This window comes from Proteiniborus sp. (assembly GCF_040308045.1).
GTDB lineage: Bacteria > Bacillota > Clostridia > Tissierellales > Proteiniboraceae > Proteiniborus.
The window spans coordinates 1-3,047 of sequence record NZ_JAWRHZ010000059.1 but is presented as its reverse complement, the minus strand read 5'-3'; the positions used below and the strand labels follow the sequence as shown (position 1 = coordinate 3,047).

General features: G+C 41.8%; 1 protein-coding gene. It reads right to left on the bottom strand.

Features of this window, described 5'->3' with window-relative positions:
- Nucleotides 1-3,047, bottom strand: a 3,047-nt coding sequence (locus ABV008_RS12505) for a carboxypeptidase regulatory-like domain-containing protein (protein WP_352420166.1), incomplete at both ends; no start/stop codon positions are given.

The window sequence follows — 3,047 nt, the reverse complement described above, 5'->3', positions numbered from 1 at the left end:
GTAACCTTTGCATAGAGCTTGTAGTTTCCTGCTGCAAGCCCGGCTTTGATATCGGTATAATACCATCTGCCGTTCGGCTTTGCAAAGGCTATTACCGCTTCTTTTCCATCAGCCGTATTCTTTGCTATAATACTCACATCGCTGCCCATTGTAGCCTCGCCGTATACCTTAAAGGCAGTACCTGACTTCACCTCTGCAGGTGCGTTTATTGTAGCCGATACCACATCCACATCTGCATAGCCTATAGGCGATGTATTGCCGTTATATATGGCTGACGCTTTTATAGTGATCCTGCTTCCGGCAAAATCATCTGCAACCTTTATGATAAATGTCAATTCGCCCTTTTCTCCGGCCTTGAGCTTGGCTATTTTCTTCTCCAAGCTTCCCGAGCCGGAAACCAGAGAGGTACCCTCCGGTATGGAGGCTTTTATGGTCACATTACTGAGATCTGCCTCTTTGGTATTATGATAATTCACCCTTGCCGTAATATTTTTGCCCTTTTGTACATAGCTTACATCTGTCCTGACATTGTTGAAATTTCCGTTGAATATATCCCTGCTATAGGACTCAAGAGTTATATTGCCCAAGTCAATTGCTTGGCCTGCTTCCAGTTCTTCCTCAGTGATTGTCCTTTGAACATCTTTAGAATAATATCCGGATACTCCCCAAATATTAAACTGATATCCGCCAGCTCCAAAGGCTTTTGTAAATCTAAATACGCCATCCCTATCACTATCGGTGCTGCTCCAGCTCCAATTATCAATGCCCGATGCATATATGGCCGTTTCTATATTTTTGCCGTCGCTGCCTTTTATTACGCCTGACACATCAAGCTTTGTGTAGAGTATAAAGTCTGCATCTTCACCATCCGGTGTAATGCCGGTGTATCTTCTGTTTGCAGTTAACTGCGTGCTATTGTCGGTATATACATATACTGTATATCTCTCATCGCTCTTTGGAACCTCCAGAGTATATCGACCATCAGCACCTGGCCTGGCCCATCTGTATGAACCTTTTGTCCCGGCAGCATAAATTTCAACATTCTGAACGGGATTTCCGTTTTTATCCTTTACGCTTCCTTTGATCTCTCCCATGACAGGCACTGTAAACTCAATTTCTGTAGTTTTATCTTTAAATATTGTTATATGCTGCGCCTCATAGTAAGAGTAAGCGCCGTAGTATAATGCAATGCTATAATCCGCCGCAGGAATATCATTAATTACAGCTTCGCCATTATCAACGGTAGTACCATTAAAGTATTGGCCTATATCCCAATTTGATATATAAATGTCTGCACCTTTTACTGGATTATCTTCGGTATCCTTTACCGTTACTTTCAGATTCCCTACATCTTTATACTTGTCCGCAAACACAATATCCTGGCCTATGTCAGCCGTTCCTACAGCAAGCTCAATTTCTAAATCTATATACCCTCTGGGAGCATAAGATAATAATCTATAGTCCCCTTCCGGCACAGCATTAAAGCTATAGCGTCCGTCGCCGTCAGCATAAGTCCAGCTGTAGTCTATATATTCCTCCCCTGCCTTCTTCTGGAGGAGAACAGCCTGGTACCTTACTCTGTCTCCATTTTCCTTTTCTACCAAACCGTATAGCTTTGCCAGCCTTTTTATCGATATATTTTTCACTGCTTTTTCGGATACATTGCCTGCAAAGTCTTCAAAGAAAAATTCTATTCTATCTACATCAGCATATTCTTCAGTAATCTGGATCCATCTGGAAAACTCATATTTATCATTCTCAGACTTTATATATCCCAATGATGCTGTATCGATTTTTTCGGAGCCTTTATATAAATCCGCATATGCTTTTATTGATTTTTCAGCACCTTTAGCAAACAGCTCCACATATCCTCCCTGTGCGGGCTCTCCATTCACTCCCACCTCGCTGGGTGCAGCAGGTGCAACGGTGTCAAGCCAAATGCCTGCGGTTATGACAGAAGATTCTTTGCCATCCATTTGCTTAAACTTCAGATATACATTTTTAAAGCCGTTTTCCTTATCCAGAGTCCAGTTCATCACAGGAGAAACATTTTGATATGGAGCTGTGCCCAATGCCTCTGCCGTGTTTGCTATTTTTACCAAGTTATACCCTGCAGCATCGATGTAAAGCTTAACCGTCTCCGATGCAGTGTATAGCTGTCCGCTGTTTATATAGACCTTCGGCACCCCTACGGCAGGCGATTGGGAATGAAGGTTTCTTTTTCTCAACATAGTTCTTCCCATTATGGTCTCATCGGCTTTATGGATATAAAGCTCATAGTCGCCCATGGGCAAATCATCTATCAAAGCTTTATCAAATATCAATCTGCCCGATGCATCAGGCTTGCCTGCACTTATGGTCTTTAGCAGCCTCTTATCGACGTTATCATCCTTATTGTACTCGTACAAATAAATCTTGTATTCGACATTCGGATTATAATTCAAAGTAGATATCCTGTAATCCTTTTTATCATAAGAAGATGTGCCTATAACGGCGGGATTGGAGGAAACCAATAGCTCCTGAGTCCCTTCATAATATGGGTTCTTAATCTCTTTACCGTCATAATAGACCTTGACATGATAATAAGCCTCGGGCAGATCATTATCGAAGCGCATGAATAGACCGCTATTGTATTCCTCTGCCCCATCGGTCACAGGTTTTAGAACATGTGCTTCCCCATCCATTGTGGCAGCTTTTACTGTAATCTTCGAAGGCTCTACATTTATAGCATCGTATATGTCTAAAAAGAACTCTCCAGCCTTTGGTGAAAGCTTCCAATCCATGCTAAGACCATTAAAATACATATCAGAAGTTATAGTAAAGGGTAAGGAGGTTATATTATTATCTTCATAATATACCGCTACGCAATAATCTCCATCAGGCAGTTCCCCTATATTGAACAGGGCTTGGGCATTTTTGATCAAGCCGTCAGAAATTTCAAATTCAGCCGTATCTGCCGCCTTATCGCCTATCTCATAGTCTCTATATTTATATCCATTCTCATCTTTATATTCTCGGAACTGGACTTCATGGATCTCAGCCTTTAG